The 15397-nt window shown below is 69.5% G+C and carries 15 protein-coding genes and 1 pseudogene; 7 read left to right on the top strand and 9 right to left on the bottom strand.

Annotated elements, in window-relative coordinates:
- Nucleotides 1-9 precede the first annotated feature (9 nt).
- Complete coding sequence (locus J4Z35_RS06500; protein WP_074040494.1) at nucleotides 10-1563, top strand: amino acid permease; 1554 nt, start codon at nucleotides 10-12, stop codon at nucleotides 1561-1563.
- A gap of 168 nt (nucleotides 1564-1731) precedes the next feature.
- Nucleotides 1732-2247, top strand: a complete 516-nt coding sequence (locus J4Z35_RS06495) for a DUF1697 domain-containing protein (RefSeq protein WP_040014596.1) — start codon at nucleotides 1732-1734, stop codon at nucleotides 2245-2247.
- 236 nt (nucleotides 2248-2483) lie between these two features.
- Here the strand turns inward: J4Z35_RS06495 and J4Z35_RS06490 are convergent, their stop codons facing one another.
- Nucleotides 2484-3851 carry a threonine/serine exporter family protein gene (locus J4Z35_RS06490; protein ID WP_074040493.1) on the bottom strand — a complete coding sequence of 456 codons (1368 nt, stop codon included), beginning with the start codon at nucleotides 3849-3851 and terminating at the stop codon, nucleotides 2484-2486.
- A gap of 95 nt (nucleotides 3852-3946) precedes the next feature.
- Between J4Z35_RS06490 and J4Z35_RS06485 the strand changes: the two genes are divergently transcribed.
- Nucleotides 3947-4741, top strand: coding sequence for a TIGR00730 family Rossman fold protein (locus J4Z35_RS06485; RefSeq protein WP_243754905.1), 795 nt, complete (start codon nucleotides 3947-3949; stop codon nucleotides 4739-4741).
- A 234-nt stretch (nucleotides 4742-4975) separates the two neighbouring features.
- Here the strand turns inward: J4Z35_RS06485 and J4Z35_RS06480 are convergent, their stop codons facing one another.
- Nucleotides 4976-5404: a hypothetical protein gene (locus tag J4Z35_RS06480; RefSeq protein ID WP_038569853.1), complete on the bottom strand. Its 429-nt coding sequence runs from the start codon at nucleotides 5402-5404 to the stop codon at nucleotides 4976-4978.
- Nucleotides 5405-5639: 235 nt separating this feature from the next.
- On the opposite strand from J4Z35_RS06480, the gene J4Z35_RS06475 reads away from it, so the two are divergent.
- Complete coding sequence (locus tag J4Z35_RS06475) at nucleotides 5640-6269, top strand: GNAT family protein (protein WP_074040492.1); 630 nt, start codon at nucleotides 5640-5642, stop codon at nucleotides 6267-6269.
- Nucleotides 6270-6361: 92 nt separating this feature from the next.
- Here the strand turns inward: J4Z35_RS06475 and J4Z35_RS06470 are convergent, their stop codons facing one another.
- The 4 genes from J4Z35_RS06470 to J4Z35_RS14445 form a co-directional block, all read right to left on the bottom strand.
- Nucleotides 6362-8110, bottom strand: a complete 1749-nt coding sequence (locus J4Z35_RS06470) for an NAD-binding protein (protein WP_074040491.1) — start codon at nucleotides 8108-8110, stop codon at nucleotides 6362-6364.
- Nucleotides 8111-8113: 3 nt separating this feature from the next.
- A complete protein-coding gene (locus J4Z35_RS06465; protein ID WP_038569849.1) occupies nucleotides 8114-8491 on the bottom strand; it encodes a DUF6394 family protein in 378 nt (125 codons plus the stop codon).
- Nucleotides 8492-8532: 41 nt separating this feature from the next.
- The gene (locus J4Z35_RS06460) at nucleotides 8533-10320 is read right to left on the bottom strand and encodes a DNA integrity scanning protein DisA nucleotide-binding domain protein (protein WP_074040490.1); all 1788 of its coding nucleotides are present in this window, start codon (nucleotides 10318-10320) and stop codon (nucleotides 8533-8535) included.
- Between the two features lie 181 nt (nucleotides 10321-10501).
- A complete protein-coding gene (locus J4Z35_RS14445) occupies nucleotides 10502-11107 on the bottom strand; it encodes an antitoxin (RefSeq protein WP_074040489.1) in 606 nt (201 codons plus the stop codon).
- A 524-nt stretch (nucleotides 11108-11631) separates the two neighbouring features.
- On the opposite strand from J4Z35_RS14445, the gene J4Z35_RS06450 reads away from it, so the two are divergent.
- Nucleotides 11632-11865: a hypothetical protein gene (locus tag J4Z35_RS06450; protein WP_074040488.1), complete on the top strand. Its 234-nt coding sequence runs from the start codon at nucleotides 11632-11634 to the stop codon at nucleotides 11863-11865.
- A gap of 6 nt (nucleotides 11866-11871) precedes the next feature.
- On the opposite strand, the gene J4Z35_RS06445 is transcribed toward J4Z35_RS06450, so the two are convergent.
- Nucleotides 11872-12348 (bottom strand): low molecular weight protein-tyrosine-phosphatase, encoded by a 477-nt coding sequence (locus tag J4Z35_RS06445; protein ID WP_006945043.1) that lies wholly within the window; start codon nucleotides 12346-12348, stop codon nucleotides 11872-11874.
- A 126-nt stretch (nucleotides 12349-12474) separates the two neighbouring features.
- Between J4Z35_RS06445 and J4Z35_RS06440 the strand changes: the two genes are divergently transcribed.
- On the top strand, nucleotides 12475-12660 hold the full coding sequence (locus tag J4Z35_RS06440) for a hypothetical protein (RefSeq protein WP_143181245.1): 186 nt from the start codon (nucleotides 12475-12477) through the stop codon (nucleotides 12658-12660).
- Nucleotides 12661-12672: 12 nt separating this feature from the next.
- Nucleotides 12673-12927 (top strand): annotated as a pseudogene (locus tag J4Z35_RS06435) (DUF2252 family protein); the annotation flags it as partial.
- Nucleotides 12928-13065: 138 nt separating this feature from the next.
- Here the strand turns inward: J4Z35_RS06435 and J4Z35_RS06430 are convergent.
- Together J4Z35_RS06430 and J4Z35_RS06425 are read right to left on the bottom strand one after the other, a co-directional pair.
- Complete coding sequence (locus J4Z35_RS06430) at nucleotides 13066-14175, bottom strand: LLM class flavin-dependent oxidoreductase (RefSeq protein WP_243754904.1); 1110 nt, start codon at nucleotides 14173-14175, stop codon at nucleotides 13066-13068.
- A 154-nt stretch (nucleotides 14176-14329) separates the two neighbouring features.
- On the bottom strand, nucleotides 14330-15223 hold the full coding sequence (locus J4Z35_RS06425) for an SGNH/GDSL hydrolase family protein (protein WP_171969859.1): 894 nt from the start codon (nucleotides 15221-15223) through the stop codon (nucleotides 14330-14332).
- Between the last annotated feature and the right edge of the window lie 174 nt (nucleotides 15224-15397).

The raw sequence follows: 15397 nt of genomic DNA, 5'->3' as shown, positions 1-15397 counted from the left end.
GGTGTTGACATGTCGACTCAAGCCGGTGGCGACAGACAGGCCTCGCCCGTCTCGCCCGAACCGTCGAAATCGTCCGCCCAGCCGCCCACCGACGACGCCCCACTGGGCGCCCTCGAATCGGGGCTGAAACCGCGTCACGTCACGATGATCTCGATCGCCGGCGTCATCGGCGCCGGCCTGTTCGTCGGCTCGGCGAACGCGATCCAGCTGGCCGGCCCGAGCGCCATCATCAGCTATGCGGCGGCCGGTCTCGTCGTCGTCCTCGTCATGCGCATGCTCGGCGAGATGGCGACCGTCAACCCGGATACGGGTTCGTTCAGCGTCTACGCCGACCGCGCGCTCGGCAAGTGGGCCGGGTTCTCGATCGGCTGGCTGTACTGGTGGGCGTGGGCGCTCATCATCCCCGTCGAGGCGACCGCCGGCGCGACGATCCTGCACAACTGGATCGACTGGCCGCAATGGGTGTTCGCGTTCCTCATCACGGCGACCCTGACGGCGACGAACCTCGTCAGCGTCGGCAACTACGGCGAGTTCGAGTTCTGGTTCGCGCTCATCAAGGTCGTCATCATCATCGGGTTCATCGCGCTCGGCGTACTGGCGATCCTCGGCATCCTGCCGACGAGCGACGTCTCCGGCGTGCACGGCCTCACCGACCACGGGTTCTTCGGTGGCGGCGTCGGCGGCATCTTCGCCGCGATGCTTACGACCACGACGACGTACCTCGGCACCGAGATCGTGACGATCGCCGCGGCCGAGTCCAACAACCCCGTCGGCGGCATCCGCAAGGCCGTCAACAGCGTCATCTGGCGCATCTCGATCTTCTACCTGGGTTCGATCATGGTCGTCGTGTGCCTCGTCAACTGGACGAGCCCCGACCTCGCGTCCAAGGGTTCGTACCAGTACACGCTCGAGACGATCGGGCTCGGCCGACTGACGACCGTCCTCGACCTCGCGATCCTGACGGCCGTCGCGAGCTGCCTCAACTCGGCGCTCTACACCGCGAGCCGCATGGCGTTCAGCCTGGGCCAGCGTGGTGACGCGCCGAAGTCGTTCGGGCGGACGAACAAGCGCGGCGTGCCCGTCGCGGCGATCCTCGCCAGCGTCGTCGTCGGCTTCTTCTGCGTCGCCCTCAACTACGTGCTGCCCGACAAGATCTTCGCCTACCTGCTGTCGACGGCCGGATGCGCAGCACTGTTCGTGTATCTGTGCATCTCGTTCACGCAGCTGCGCTCGCGCCGCGCGATGGACGAGGCAGGCACGACGGTGCGGGTGCGCATGTGGCTGTTCCCGTGGCTGACGTACGCGACGATCGCGTTCATCCTGCTCATCCTCGTCATGATGGCGTTCGACGACGGCCAGTCGCAGAACCTGTGGTTCTCGCTCGCGGTGGCAGCGATCGTGCTCGTCGCGGCGTTCGCCCGTCACGGCTTCACGGGTGGCTCGGACGAAGAGATCGTCGAGGCCGCCGAGCAGGGGCTCGCCGAACACGACGACCCCGATGACCCCGACGATGCCGACGACACGACGGTTACCTCGACCGAGGCTCACCGCAACGACGCCTGAGCACTTCCGTCCATCCTTGCGAGTCCTGTCCCCATCGGCGAATGGCGTCCACATGTGCGATCTGCGTCCACAACGGCGATTCCTGTCCACATGTGCGATTTTCGCCCGCCTTCACCCCGAGCCCTCGGCTTCGGCGGCGAACGCGACGTCGGGTGGCAGGATCGAGCTGTGAGCACCTACGTCATGTTCCTGCGCGGCATCAACGTCGGGGGCGTGCGCGTGCCCATGCCGCGTTTGCGCGAAGTGCTGACGGAGGCGGGTGCCCGCGAGGTGACGACGTGGCTCGCGACGGGCAACGTCCGTCTCGCGTTCGACGGCCCCGCCGACGACCTCAAGACACTCGCCGAGCGTGTCCTGAGCGACGAGTTCGGCTACGAAGCCTACGTTCTCGTGCGTGACGCGGACGAGCTCGCGAACATCGTCGACGCCTGGCCGTTCACGCCCGACGACGCCCACCACCGCTACGTCGTGCTCGGGGGCGCGCCCGCCTACGACGACGCTCAGGCCGCCATCGACGCCAACCCCTGCGACGAACACGTCCTGGCCGCCGGCGACGACCTCTACTGGCGAACCCTCAAGGGCGCCACGACCACGTCGCCCGTCGCAAAGGTGCTCGCCCGCCCGCGCTGGAAGTCGACGACCACCACGCGCAACCTCAACACCCTCGAGAAGATGCTCGCCTGACGCACCAGCACCAGCGGGCAACGCCCGGATGGCGGGTAACTCACAGGTAGGGGAATTGCTGCTCGCCTACCTGTGAGTCATCCGCCATCGTGCGGGCCGGTCGCCTCCAGCCGCCTCACCAACCCGCCCGCGCAGCCGACGACGCCCAGCCCGTCGTCCCCCTGCCATGGCGCCCCACCGTCACACCCAGGCCGCGGCGCCCAACTCGTCACTCGCAGGCAACAGCGGCCAGCCCGTCACCCCCGAGGCGCTTCACCGCCGTGGTCGATGAACGGACGGCGGAAGTCGGGTGTCGACAGGCCCTTGGCGGCGAACTCGGTGTCGTCGAGGTCGGCGTCGCCGTGCTGCGACGCGTGCTTGTACTGGACGCTGCGGGCGCTCCACAGGGAGCGGCTCGCGATGAACTGCCCGAGGACGGCGCCGGTGCCGATGGCGAGGGCGACGGCCATCGCTTCGAACAGGTACGCGCCGGCGCTACCCGAGTGCGTGGCGAGCGCGGCGAACCCCTTGTAGAGCACCATGCCCGGCACGAGCGGCGAGATGGCGACGTCGAGGGCGCCGGACGTCGGCAGGTGCGTCGGGCGTGCCATGACGACGCTGACGATGCCGAGCCCCATCGCGGCGACGCTCGTCGCGGTGAAGTTGGAGATCCCGGCGGCGCTGAGCAGCAGGTAGATGGCGCGCGCCGCGGCGCCGAGCAGCCCGAACAGCGGCAGGTGGCGCCAGCGTGCGTGGCTGAGCAGCGCGAATCCGATGGCGATGAGCGCGGCGGCGAGCGTCGTCTGCCACGCGACGGGGTTGCCGTTGCCGGTCTTCTCGATGTCGAGATGTACGCCGACGTACGCCACGCCGTACACCGCGCCGATGGCGCCGACGACGAGCCCGAGCGTCAGGATCGTCGATTCGATGAGGCGCCCGCAGGCCGTCAGGTACCAGCCCGTCAACAGGTCCTGGATGGCGCTGACGGAGGCGCTGCCGGCCAGCTGCGTCACGAGCGCGGCGGTGATGATGACGCCCGGCGAGCCGATCGGGAACACTGCGACGAGCACCGCACCTGTCGCGACGGCGAGCCCGGCGGCGATCGCGCGTCCGTAGTACGACGGCAGCTGCACGCGTGCGAGCCAGGCGCTGACGACGTCGATGATGACGGCGCACACCGTCGCGATGAGGCAGACGCCCAGCGACCCGCCGAGCAGCCACGCGAACCCGAAGCCCATCGCCGCTGTGCCGAGCGTCTTGAGAGTGCGCGTCTGCGGCGGTTCGGCCTCCAGCTCCTCGAGACGTCGCAGCGCTTCACGGATGTCGATGCGTGAGGTGACGACATCCTCGACGATGTGTTCGAGCACCGTCAGCACGTGCACGTCGAGGCCGGCCGCGCCGACGGTCTGGACGCGCGTGACGGGTGTCGCGTCGTCCGCGGGCGTGTAGCTGAGCGTGATCTGACCCATCGTGACGTTCGCCGTCGTGGTCGCGAAACCGTTGACGCGGGTGATCGTCAGCATGGCCTGGGTGACGTTGGCCGACGGAGATCCGTTGCGCAGCAACATGCTTCCGGCGCGCAGGGTGAACGTGAACAGGTCGTCGATGGGGCGGGAGGAAGGCACGCCGTCACGGTGTCAGGACGCGGGGCGCGGAGTCCACTCGGACGCTCGCCCAGCAGGCAGGGTGCGCTGTCACCGCTCGGCTCTAGGGTGAGTGCATGAGTGAAACCGGCGCGAGAGAGGGCCACGGCGAGCGCGCGAACGAACCCGTCCGCGGTTCGACGGCCCCTGGCGACGCGAGGGGCGCGGACGCCGTGCATGGCGACGGGATGAGCGCCGCCACATCGGGCCGCATCGCGGCGATGCCGACCGCGGCGTCGTCGACTTCAGCGGGCGCGAACGCCGGAACGATGCACAGCGTCGCCGTGTTCTGTGGGTCGACGCCGGGCGCTGACCCGGCGCTCATGGACGCGGCGTACGACGCGGGGCGAGTCATCGCCGAACGGGGTCTCACGCTCGTGTACGGCGCGGGCGGCGGCGGCCTCATGGGTGCGGTGAGCCAGGGCGCGCTCGACGCCGGGGGCGAGGTCGTCGGGTTCATTCCGTCGCTCATGGTCGAGCGCGAATGGGGGCGGCACGACCTCACGGAGTTCCACGAGGTCGACACGATGCACACGCGCAAGGCCGGCATGGCCACGCGCGCCGACGCCTTTCTCACGCTGCCCGGCGGCCTCGGCACGCTCGAGGAGATCTTCGAGGTCTGGACGTGGCGCACCATCGGTTACCACGACAAGCCGGTGGGTTTCCTTGACGTAAAAGGGTTCTGGCGCCCGCTGCTCGACGCGGTGCAGGGTCTGGCGGACGCCGGGTTCATCCGGCAGAGCGTCATCGACGACGCCGTCGTCGCCCCGACCATCGACGAGGCCCTCGACGCTCTCGCCGCGCGCTGCATCGTCAGCGGTGCGGGTCTGCGCGGCGGGTCGAGGCGCGTCCGGATGTGCTCGCGCGCTTGAGCGGTGAGGCCGCCGACGTCGATGACGCGCACGTGGCAGCGGTGGCGCCTGTTGACGCCGGCGGTTGGTGGGAGGGCATCCCCGCCGTCAGACAGTTGCTGCTCTACGGTCTCGAGCCCGCCTGCCGTCGGTGCCAGGCCCGCCCACACCGCAGTGATTTCGAACGGGGCACGCTCGAAGCCCGAGACGCGAACGCCCCCGCACCGTCAGATACGGGAGCGTCGAGCGGGCCGGTCAGGCGGCGTGCTTCTGCAGCGTCGCGCCGATGGCGGGCAGTGCGTCCTTGATCATGTCGGCGGCCTTGCCGCGGAACGTGCCGTAGACCTTCGCTATCTGGTCGCGCGACGTCGAGTTGGCGCGCGCATCGGCGATCTTGAGGATGTCGGCGCTCACCTCGTCGCCGCGACCCTTGAGGTATGCGCCGAAGTCGCCCTGGCCACCGAAGGCGTCCCAGTACGGGTCGAAGATCGCGACGATCTGGTCGAGGTTGTCGTTGAGCGCCGACACAACGTCGACCTTCTTCTTCGCGCCCGCGTACGCCGTCTTGATCGCGGCGCCGCTCAGGCCCTTCTTGCCGGAGACCTCGGAGTCGATCGTGGCAGCGAGATCCTTCGCGACGGCGGGACGCACGGACGGCTGCAGCAGCTTCTCGGAAAGCGACATGATGATGCCTTTCTGTGGCGGTTCGTTTCGCCCGTCAGCCTAGCGTCAGCCCTCGTCGACGGCCCGCGCATCATGCGTCTTCGCGCCTGCCCCACCACACGAGGGCGCCCACCCCGTACACATCTGCGATTTTCGTCGACGTTCGCCAGCCACCGCCGACGGGCGGCACGCCAGAGCCGATCCCACGGGCTGGGGCCCGGCAGAGCGGGCGGGCGTCTCGCGGTACAACAGGACGGTGACCGAACCCCGCGAACAGCGCCGCACCACCCTTCCGTCGGCAGCGCCGAGGCACCCGCTCGTCACCGGGCGCACCGTCCTGCGCGTCATGACGGATGACGACATGGACGCGGTCGTCACCTACCGCACCCGCCCGAACGTCTACCGCTGGCTCAGCCACGGCGGCCTCGCCGCAGCGCAGCTTCGGGAGAAGTTCCAGCGGCGCATCGAACGCATGACGAAGCCGAGCGACGAACGATCCGAGGTCCAGTTCGTCGTCGAACGGGAGGGGCACGTGATCGGTGACTGCGGATTCGCGATCACCCGCGCCTGGACGAAGGACGAAGCTCCGACACCGCATCTCGTCGCGCGCATCCACTACGCACTCGACGATGCCGTCGCCGGCCAGGGGATCGGCACGGAGGTGGTGCGTGCACTCGTCGACCACGCGTTCAGCCTCCCTGACGTCCACCGCGTGCAGGCCGACGTCTTCGCCGGCAACGTCGCATCAGGCCGCGTGCTCGAGAAGCTGCGTTTCCGGCGAGAGGGCTACTTCGTCGATGACGGCGTCATCGACGGCGCGTTCGTCGACGCCTGCCTCTACTCGCTGCTGCGTCGCGAATGGGAGGCCCCCGACCACTCGGCCTGATTGCCCGGAAACGCGTCACATCCGACGCGTCTTCGGGCGTAGATCGACGCGACCCCGAGCCTGTCAGCCCCGAACGGCCAGCCCGAACCCCGTCACCCCACCGGCTGACGCGAGCGACTGCGCCGCTTCGACCGGTTCAGACGCCGCCACACCCACGTCTCGGGCACCTGCACGCCGGTGGCGATGTATTCGGCGGAGGCGTCGCTGAACTGTGTCTGCACGAGTGCTTCGAGGCCCCAGTGGTGGCCGACGACGAGCACCTGGTCGTCGGGTGTCACCGTCATCGTGTCGTCGGGTGCGTAGATGTGCTCACCGTTGCGGATGAGCATGAGCGCCACGAGCGGGAGCTTCGAGTCGCGGTCGTCGGGGTTGGCGAGCAGCTGTCCGATCGTCAGTTCGGCGTGCAGCAGCCAGCGATGCAGCGCGGGCGAGCCGGCCGCGGAGAGATCGATGATCGCGCGGTCCTTCGCGACGTCGCCGCAGCGGTTCGTCAGGTTCGTCAGGAGGCGCTCGGCGAACTCTTCCGGCTGCGTCACCGCGTATTCGACGAAGCTCCAGAACAGCGGCGTGATGACGCGCGCGAGGCTCTCCTGCGCGACGAGTTCGGTGGGCGTGAACACCGAGTCGATGCCGAGCGCCGTGATGATCGACGCGCGCGCGTCAGACTGCTGGCGCACGCCGACGAACAGGTCCTTGCGCTCGAGCTTCGCGTGCTCGGCGAGGGCGAGGTTCGTCGTGTCGTTGCGCGTGCCGGCGATGAAACCGCTCGCGCCACTGACGTCGGGGTGGCCTTCTTCCGGGTCGGCCATGACGACGTGCATGCCGGCGCGATGCAGGTCGTTCGACACCTCGGCGCCGAAGTCGTCATCGGAGGTGACGACCCACGTCCCGCCCGATTTTGGTTCGTACCGCGGCGGCAGCGGCAGGTCGCGCGGGTCCATCAGCCACGTGACGAGCCGGTACGTCTCGGGCCGTTGCAGCGCGAGCACGAGGTAGGCGCCGTAGCGGTCGCTCGGGTTGATGACGGCGTTCGGGGCGAAGTCGCGCATGCTTTCCTCGACACGCGCGTCGGTGCAGCGCGCGATGACGCTCATGCCGGGGCGCAGCACCGTGGCGTTCATGACGATCGCGAGGTTGTCGGTGTCGTCATCGGTGAGGGCGAGCACGCCGTCGCAGTGCTGGTTGGCGAGGCCCGCCATGCCGAGCACCGCGGGCAGGCTCGCGTTCGCCTCGAGCGCGGGCACCTCGCTCTGCAGCTCGTCGGTCAGGATGCGGTCGAGGCGCCCTTCGTGCCGGTCGATGACGACGAACCGGCGCCCCTGGAAGTCGAGTTCGCGACAGACCTGACGCCCCGCCTGGCCGTACCCGCAGACGATGAGAAACGGCTCACGGATGCGCTGGACCTTCGTGCGGAAGCGCTGCATCGCGAGCGCGTGCTGAAAACTGGCCGACTGCAGCAATGACAGCAGCGTTCCGATCGCGTACGCCCATCCGACGACCGTCATGAAGATGCACACCGTCACCCACATGCGTTGCGGCGTCGTGAACGGGTAGATCTCGCCGAACCCGATCGTCGAGGCGGTGTAGGAGATGAAGTAGAACGCCTCGAACGCGCTCAGGTGCGTCGTGTGGCCGCCCTCATCACGGCCGGGCACGAGCGTCAGGCCGAGCACGGAGATCGCGAACACCGTGATGATGAAGATCAGCGGCGCGCGCATGCGTCGGATGACGATGAAGATCGCGTCCGTCGACGGCGCCTCGTCGGGGATCTCCACGGCGCGCCGCGCGCGAGTAGTGTGCCGCGTCGGGCGTCGGACGAGGAAGGCGAGCAGGTTGTTCATGGCTCAGCGGCGACGGTAGGAGATCGTCTCCGAGACGAGCAGGACGACCGAGACGATGTTCGCGAGCAGCGCGCCACCGGAGAGGCTGACGATGCTCGCCGTCGTCCCGGGGCTGTTGTGATAGCCGCCGGACAGGACGTAGTACGCGGCCGCCGCGACGAGCTGCAGGACGGCGACGAGCGACGTCGCGAGGTGCACGGCGCCGATCTGCGTGCGGTCGCCGAACTTCAGCACGAGTGCGATGAGGTTGACGAAGATCGCGACGTACAGCTCGTTGATGTTGTGCAGTTTCGGCTCGGCCATGTCGCCGATGAAGAAACCGAAGTTCATCGTGGCCGACAGCAGCACGAAGAAGCCGAAGACGACTTTCTCGAGGTTCATGTCCCCGAGCCTAACGGGGACGCCGCTGCGGGCCGGCACGCTCAGTTCGGCGGGGCCGGGGGCCCTTCGGCTCCCGGTGAGATGAAGTACGAGTCGTCCATGGCCGGATGCGGCGTGATGGGCACGACCTGCATGCGCACACGCTCCTCGGCCCAGCGCTGCTGTTCGACGCTCTCGCGGGCCTCGTTGACGGCCTCGCACTGCTCGGCGTCGAAGTAGAACTCGAGCGCTGCGGCACGCGAGTCGAGGCGCGAGAACTTCTCGTAGTCGGTCGTGCCGTCGGCGGCTCGCACGAGCTGTGCGACGGCGCGTTCGACCGACGCGCGCCGCACGCGCCGCGCCACGTGCGGCAGGATGTCGACGCGCCCGTCCTCGCTGACGATGATGACCATCGAGCCCTTGCCTCGCCCGGCGAGGTACCGGATGGCGGAGTTGTAGCGAGCACCGCGTGAGATGTCGCCGGTGCCGGTGGCTGCGCCGTCGAGAATGACGCCGACGGCGTGACACTTGCCGTCAGGGCTGACGAGGACAGCGCCGTCGATCTTCGTCAGCGCATCGAACGCGTGCGCGCCCAGGTGCGTGGGCTCGATCGTGTAGGCCTGCGGCAGCAGGCGTTCCCCCTCGCGGCGCGCGTCGGGGTGGACGACGAGCATCGTGCCGTGCTGCTGCCGGACGCAGGCCTGCGTCATGCCCCACAGCGCGTCGACGTGCTCGCTGAGCGCGTCGGGGAAGACGCGGTTGACGGCGTGCGCGAACGTCTCGACGTCGATGACGTCGCGCGGCAGGCTCGGCTCGCCGTTGTCGACGCGCAGGAACGGCGTGTCGGCGTGCCACAGCTCCCACGCGCCGTTGCCGACGACCTTGATCTCGAAGACCTCCTCCGTCGCCGGGGCGTACCCCTCGAGCATGCGCCCGATGCCGTAGACGGTGCGCCCGTCGCACAGCAGCTCGAAGCCGGGGCCCGTCATCTCGAGGGCCTTGCGGAACGAGCGTGGCACGCCGACGGGCACGTCGTGCTCGAACGTCACCTCGCACGCGACGTCGGGGTGCCCCTGGGGGGCGAGGACGACGGAGCCGAGGCTCGCGCGGCCCTCGTACGTCTGCGCGCTGACGGCGTCGCACGCGTCGCGCAGGCCGTGCGGAAACTTCTGCCCGGCGCGTGAGGCGCACCCGTTGATGAACGTGTCGGCTGCCGAACGCAGCACCGCGCCGGCGTCGAGGCCGATGAGCGAACCGGGGTGGACGCGGTCGAGTTCGTGGCTCGCGGCGCGCAGCACGTCGTCGATGACGGCCTCGGGAAAGTTGCCGGGCACGCCGAGGCCGTCAGCGAGCGTCGTGCGTAGGCGCGGCACTTCACTCGCAGGGTCGCGCAGCACCGCCAGCACCGGGAAGACGCGGTAATCGCCGACGACGATGCTGATGCCGACGTGGACGACGCGGTCGGCGAACGTCGCCGCACGCGTCAGGGCCTCGCGCATCACGTCTCGGCGGCACCCCTCGCGCAGAGCGGCGAGGTAGTGGTCGGGGTGCCAGGTCGCCGTCGACTCATCGTCGGTGCGCGACGGGCACATGCGCGCGCGACGCTCCTCGAACAGCGACGTGAAGTGCGGGTGCAAATTCTCGAGGCGGGTGACGTCGAACGCGTCGCGCTGTGGTTCGACGAGGACGGGCAGCGCATCGTCGCCGTCAGGGATGCCGATGAGGTAGCCGCGCGGGTCGAGTTCGACGCCCGCGCGGTCGAGGGCTTCGTCGGCAATGCGCTCGATCGACCACCGCAGCTCGTGCTGGCCGTCCCACATGTGCGGCGCGAGGCTGATCCGGGGGTCCATGCCCGCCATGGTTTCATCCGTTGGCGGTGCCCCCCAAAGGGGCATTCGTTCGGCAGACGGACGTTGCCACGGCGCGGGCAGATCCGAGTGGGGCGGTGGGGCCAGGTTGCCATGAGACCCGGCACCACCACCTTGGGGAATGTCGCTCAGTGCCGCCCACCGCGGGCGTCGCGCGCTCGCGTCAGCTCTGCGGAGCGTCTCCGCCGCGACGCATCGGCGTCTCGCCGTCGCCGTTCGTGTTGGCGCGGCGCTCGCCACCGAAGTCGCCCTCGGAGCCGGCCGACTCGAGACCCTCGCCCTGGTACGACGTGTTCGGGTCGAGCGACGACGACGGTGCGTCGGCGCCGATGGCGCGCTCGACCGGGTTCTCACCGCGCGACTGGTCATCAGCCGCCGACATGCCGTCCTGGCCGACGGCGCGCTGCGTCGCCGTCTCACCGCTGTCCTGTGCGCCGGCCGCGAGGTCGGCGTCGTAGGCGCGCTCGGAGCCGACGGCCGTCTCGCCGAACGAACCCGTCGTCGTGCCGGCGCCCGCACCTGCTGCCGCGCCTGCCCCGGCGCCCTGCTCAGCAACCTTGTCGACGCCCTTGAGCGCAGCGCCCTGAGCCTTGCTGATCTTGTCGCTGTACTTGCCGCCCGTCTTCGAATCGACGGTGGCGCCGGCCTTGTCGACGGCGCCGGCGATCTTGTCACGGTTGGCGTCGGCTGCCGCGGCGGCCTTCTCCTTGGCGAGCGCGGCCTTCTCGTCGAGGCCGAGTTCGGTGGCCTTGGCCCTGATCTTGTCCATGAATGACATCGTGGTCTCCCTGCGTCGATGGATCTCTTGACTCGTACGACCCAGCGTGCGCCTCGAAAGGTCCCCGGCGCAACAGCTCGCGTGACATGACCATCGCGTGGTCTCCCGCGCCGCGACGCCATGACCGCAGCCCTGACGAGTGCACCGTCGGCGCGCTCGCCGCAGCAGTCGGCGTCGGCGATCAAGGCGCTCCACCTCGCCACGCATGCGGAGGCCGTGAGCCGCGGCCGACTCGATCCTGACGCGCGCGTCACCCTGCGCGACTGGGAGCGCTGGTACTACCCGGCTGACGGCGCCCACGCGCCGGCGCTCAAGCGGCTGCGCGTGCGGGCCCAGGGCAACGGCACACGCGCGAGCGCCCACGACCTCGTCCGTCTCTACGATCGCGGCGCCGCCGGCTCGATCGCCGACGCCGACGCCGACGTCATGCGTCGTCACCTCCAATGGCAGCCCGCGAGCGGTGACGTCGCGACAGGTTTCGAGGCCGGCAGCCGCCGGGCGGGCTTACCGTCGGGATGGAGCAGCGTGTCGTCGGCACGAAGCGTCGCGCCACCGGCGCGCTGCTCATCGGTGGTCTTGACGAGGCGACGGCGAGCTCGACCGACTTCGGGTGGCAGGAGCTGCTCGTCGAGGCGATGAGTGACCCGACGTACGCCCGCCGCGTCATCGCGACGTTGGACGGCACGTCGTCGGGCACGCCGGGCAGCACCCCCACCGGGCCGCTCGTGCAGACCGACCTCGTGCGCTGAGCGCCGTCAGCTCTGCTTGATCGTGCGAACCGCGTCGGCGAGGCCGGGCATGGCGCGTTCCATCGTCGCGAGGGTCGTGACGAAGCCGTCCTGGCCGCCGTACCAGGGGTCGGGCACGCCGTCGCCGGGGTTCGCCTGCGGGTCGTAGTCGGTGAGTAGGACGACGTGGTCGGGCAGCTCGCCACCGTAGATGTCGCGCATGCGCTCGAGGTGGATGTCCTCCATCGCGACGACGAGGTCACAGGCGTCGATCTCGTCGCGCGTGATCTGGTGCGCCGCGTGGTTCGACGCGTCGTACCCGGCCTTCTCGAGTTCACGGACGGCGCGCGGGTCGATGGGGTTGCCGATCTCCTCGCGCGACGTGGCGGCGCTCGTCAGCTCGACGTCACCGAGCCCGTGCTCGGCGAAATACTTCGCGGCGACGCGCTCGGCCATCGGTGAGCGGCAGATGTTTCCCCAGCAGACGAAGACGACGGAAGTCATGCTCGCCATCCTGGCATCTGCCACCGATAGCGGCCATTCGCGGCGACCCTGCGGGCATCGAGTCGTCAGGTCAAGCGTTCCGAGTCAGGCCCGATGGCCGTGGCGCGGCAGCGCGAAGATGACGGCATGGTCATCGCTCTCGACCCCTCGGCCGACGCAGCCGAACTCACACCGCAGGCGCAGTTCGACGCCGAACGTGTTGCCCCGACCGATATCGCTCGTTCAGCGCTGTCGCAGCCACAGCAGCGTGATGCCGTCGACTACGTCCTTTCGACGCAGGAGGGGCGCCTGACCGCGTCACCGTTGCGGTAGTTCCGCAACGCGAAGGGTTCGATCGATCCGCTCGACCTCGCGGGGCAGATGCCCGACGACTTCGGCCAGGTCTGCGCCGTCATCCTCGCGCGCGGGCACACGCGCACGCTCCACCCGTCAGCGCTTCGGGGTTACCTCAAGGGTGCCAAGGATTTCGACGAGGCCCTCGCCGCGTACGCGCAGGACTGTGCGGACCAGGTCGAGCGCGACCACGCCGACCTCCTCGCGGCCCAGGAGCGAGGCGCGTTCGCAGACCTGAACGGGTGACGTCGCGGCGTCGCCATTCAGGATGGCGGGTAACTCACAGGTAAGCGGCCAGTTGCCCGCCTACCTGTGAGTCACCCGCCATCTCGTGAAGGTCGGGCCCGAGCCGTTGTCCGCCACCGATCTCGCCGGGCGGGTTCGTCAGCGAATGCCGCCGACGATCTCGAGTGCGCGCTTCTGGGCGTCGAGGCCGCGGGCGGAGTTCGTCATCATGAGTTCGTCGGCCATGGCGTGCTCGGCGAACTGTTCGAGGTACGCGGCGATGCGCTCCGGGCCGCCGATCGCGGTGTAGGTGAGCATGTGCTTGGCCTGGTGGCCGGCGGGCGAGTCGAGCAGCATTTCGAGCTCGGCGTCGGTGAAGTCGCGATCGGCCATGCCGAAGCGTGTCGCTATCATCTCGACGCGCGAACGCAGCACCTTTTCGTACATCGCGGACGCTTCGTCGTCGGTGTCGGCCGCGACGACGTTGAGCGCGGCGATGACGTACGGCGCGTCGAGCTGGGCGCTCGGCTTGAACTCCGAGCGGTAGGCGTAGACGGCGGCCTGCAGCTGATCGGGTGCGAAGTGGCTCGCGAACGCGTACGGAAGGCCCAGTGCCGCAGCGAGCTTCGCGCCGAACATGCTCGAGCCGAGGATGTAGAGCGGCACGTTCGTGCCCTTGCCGGGGATCGCCTCGATGCCCGCGAGCGGGCTCGTGTCGGAGAGCAGTCCCTGCAGCTCGACGACGTCCTGCGGGAAGCGGTCGCTCGCGTGCGGGTCACGTCGCAGCGCCTGCCAGGTGCGCTGATCCGTGCCGGGCGCGCGTCCGAGACCAAGGTCGATACGGCCGGGGTGCAGCTCGGCGAGCGTGCCGAACTGCTCGGCGATCGTCAGCGGCGAGTGGTTCGGCAGCATGACGCCGCCGGAGCCGACGCGGATCGTCTGCGTCTGCGACGCGACATGCGCGAGCAGCACCGACGTCGCCGCCGACGCGATGTGCTTCATGTTGTGGTGCTCCGCGAACCAGATGCGCTCGAAGCGACCCGTCGCCTCAGCCCGCTGCGCGAGCTCAACGCTGCTGCGGATCGCGTCGCCGACGCTCTCATGGCTGCCGACCTGCGCGAGGTCGAGGATCGACAGCGGAATGTCGGCTGCCTTCTTCGCGAAGGAGCCGGCCGAGTGGGAGGTCTCGTCAGGGGATCGCAGGTCGGTGTTCTGGGCGGCGTCGAAATCACTCACGCACTCGTCAACGCGGGCCCCGGCCTCGCTCATTCCCGGGCCGCATCCCGAAGGGGCCCGGCCGGCTGCGTCACATGGTGCTCGCTGCGCCAGTCGGGACTGACTCGACGAGCACGAAGTGACTCACCTGGCCGGGCGTGGTCGCTTCGGCCCGCGTCCGATAGCGCCGTGCGCGCACGAACGCCGATCACGCGAGCAGCGCGTCGATCTCCTTCGCGAGCTTCTTGTGCAGCCACGGCGAGGGATGGAATCCGTCGTCGGCGAAGGCCTTGTCGCGCGCCCATTTCGGATTCGTCAGCGGTACGTGGCGGACGGTGGGGTAGTCCGCGACGATCGCCGCAGCGATCGCCTCGAACCGACGTGCACGCCCGCCGAGGGCATTACCGAGCTGCTGCGGCATCGCGGGCAGTGCTTCGATCGGCGGCAATCCGAGCAGGACGACGGGGGAGTCGCCGGCGAGCGCCGTCACGCGGGTCAGCAGCTTCGTCAGGCTGACGCGCCACGCCTCCTCGGTGCGCAGGTTCTTCACGTCGTTGACACCGACGCTGATGACGACGACGTCAGCGCGCGCGAGTTGCGCCTGGGCGCTCGCGGGCTGGGTGAGGTGGGCGACGTCGCGGGCGTCGGCGCCCGAGCGGGCGAGCACGTGCCAGCTGACCGGCCGTTCGAGCCGATCCGACATGCGGCTCGCGAGGCGCCCCGCGATCGAGTCGCGATGGTGTTCGACGCCGGCACCGTCGGCCACGCTGTCTCCGAGCACGACGAGATGCGGCTCGTGACCGTCCCGCTCGGCGTGGTGCTCGCAGATCGTGCTCGTGACGCCCTCGCGCCCGGCCGCACCGGGTAGGCGCGGCACGTCGCGCTGCACCTGACGCCCCTGCGCGATGAGCACCGGGCCGTGCAACAGCACGTCCGTCAGCGAATATCCGGGCAGCGACGACCCGCCCGTATCGGATGGCGCGTCGGCCGATGCCGCCTCATCCGGTGCGGCGGAGCCCGACGTGGTTTCCCGTGAAACAGGGTCACGCGGCGCAGGGGGTCGTCGGTCGGCGTCCCCGTCGGTCGCCGAGATGTCACGCATGCCCCCATCGTCACCCATTCACCTGCACTTCGGCGCAATGACGCGCGGCGTTCACCGCACCGTTATCCGCATCGGCCCTTCAGGCTGGCTCTTCGCCAGACCCGACGCCCCCGCACCAAAGCCCCAACCCCGCCGCGGCTCGACGTACCCGCGCCGCAACCCGACCCGTCCACA

The sequence above is a fragment of the Dermacoccus sp. NHGro5 genome, assembly GCF_017565385.1.
GTDB lineage: Bacteria > Actinomycetota > Actinomycetes > Actinomycetales > Dermatophilaceae > Dermacoccus > Dermacoccus nishinomiyaensis.
Note: the sequence above shows the minus strand (reverse complement) of the source record. Positions and strands in the feature narration are given on the sequence as shown.

Bases quoted from the DNA above. Each gene is read 5' to 3' on its own strand.
- J4Z35_RS06500 (WP_074040494.1), top strand. From the start codon at position 10: ATGTCGACTCAAGCCGGTGGCGACAGACAGGCCTCGCCCGTCTCGCCC.
- J4Z35_RS06485 (WP_243754905.1), top strand. From the start codon at position 3,947: ATGAGTGAAACCGGCGCGAGAGAGGGCCACGGCGAGCGCGCGAACGAA.
- J4Z35_RS06480 (WP_038569853.1), bottom strand. From the start codon at position 5,404: ATGTCGCTTTCCGAGAAGCTGCTGCAGCCGTCCGTGCGTCCCGCCGTC.
- J4Z35_RS06470 (WP_074040491.1), bottom strand. From the start codon at position 8,110: ATGAACAACCTGCTCGCCTTCCTCGTCCGACGCCCGACGCGGCACACT.
- J4Z35_RS06465 (WP_038569849.1), bottom strand. From the start codon at position 8,491: ATGAACCTCGAGAAAGTCGTCTTCGGCTTCTTCGTGCTGCTGTCGGCC.
- J4Z35_RS06460 (WP_074040490.1), bottom strand. From the start codon at position 10,320: ATGGACCCCCGGATCAGCCTCGCGCCGCACATGTGGGACGGCCAGCAC.
- J4Z35_RS14445 (WP_074040489.1), bottom strand. From the start codon at position 11,107: ATGGACAAGATCAGGGCCAAGGCCACCGAACTCGGCCTCGACGAGAAG.
- J4Z35_RS06450 (WP_074040488.1), top strand. From the start codon at position 11,632: ATGGAGCAGCGTGTCGTCGGCACGAAGCGTCGCGCCACCGGCGCGCTG.
- J4Z35_RS06445 (WP_006945043.1), bottom strand. From the start codon at position 12,348: ATGACTTCCGTCGTCTTCGTCTGCTGGGGAAACATCTGCCGCTCACCG.
- J4Z35_RS06440 (WP_143181245.1), top strand. From the start codon at position 12,475: ATGGTCATCGCTCTCGACCCCTCGGCCGACGCAGCCGAACTCACACCG.
- J4Z35_RS06430 (WP_243754904.1), bottom strand. From the start codon at position 14,175: ATGAGCGAGGCCGGGGCCCGCGTTGACGAGTGCGTGAGTGATTTCGAC.
- J4Z35_RS06425 (WP_171969859.1), bottom strand. From the start codon at position 15,223: ATGCGTGACATCTCGGCGACCGACGGGGACGCCGACCGACGACCCCCT.